At 42.0% G+C, this 369-nt stretch carries 1 pseudogene; it reads right to left on the bottom strand.

The annotated features are described in order from the left end of the window. Positions 1-99 precede the first annotated feature (99 nt). Positions 100-369, bottom strand: a pseudogene (locus AB4238_RS21975) (hypothetical protein); the annotation flags it as partial.

The raw sequence follows: 369 nt of genomic DNA, 5'->3' as shown, positions 1-369 counted from the left end.
CCAAAAGAGACGCGTTTATACCGCTAGAGAATGAACATAATAATAAAAAGCCCGCAGCTTAATCAGCTGCGGGCTTTTTTATTCTTGGTTTGCTTGGTATTAACTGCCCATGTTACGGCTAGATTTACGTTTATCTAAGCGCACTTTTTCAAGCTGGCTGTTGATGGTTTGCAGTAGTTGGCACTGCTGCTTACTGTCAGCAGTTAGTGACTCAAACAACTCGCTTTTCATTAACGTTTGGCTCCACTGAAAGCCAATGGTCAGCACTAAATGCTCTGACTGATTCAATGGATTTTGCTCTATCTCTTTGACAAACAATAAGTGACTAGCTGCAAATAAACAGTGCAGGGTCAAAGGTGCTGATAGTGG

The organism is Shewanella sp. 10N.286.45.A1 (assembly GCF_041470405.1).
GTDB lineage: Bacteria > Pseudomonadota > Gammaproteobacteria > Enterobacterales > Shewanellaceae > Shewanella.
Note: the sequence above shows the minus strand (reverse complement) of the source record. Positions and strands in the feature narration are given on the sequence as shown.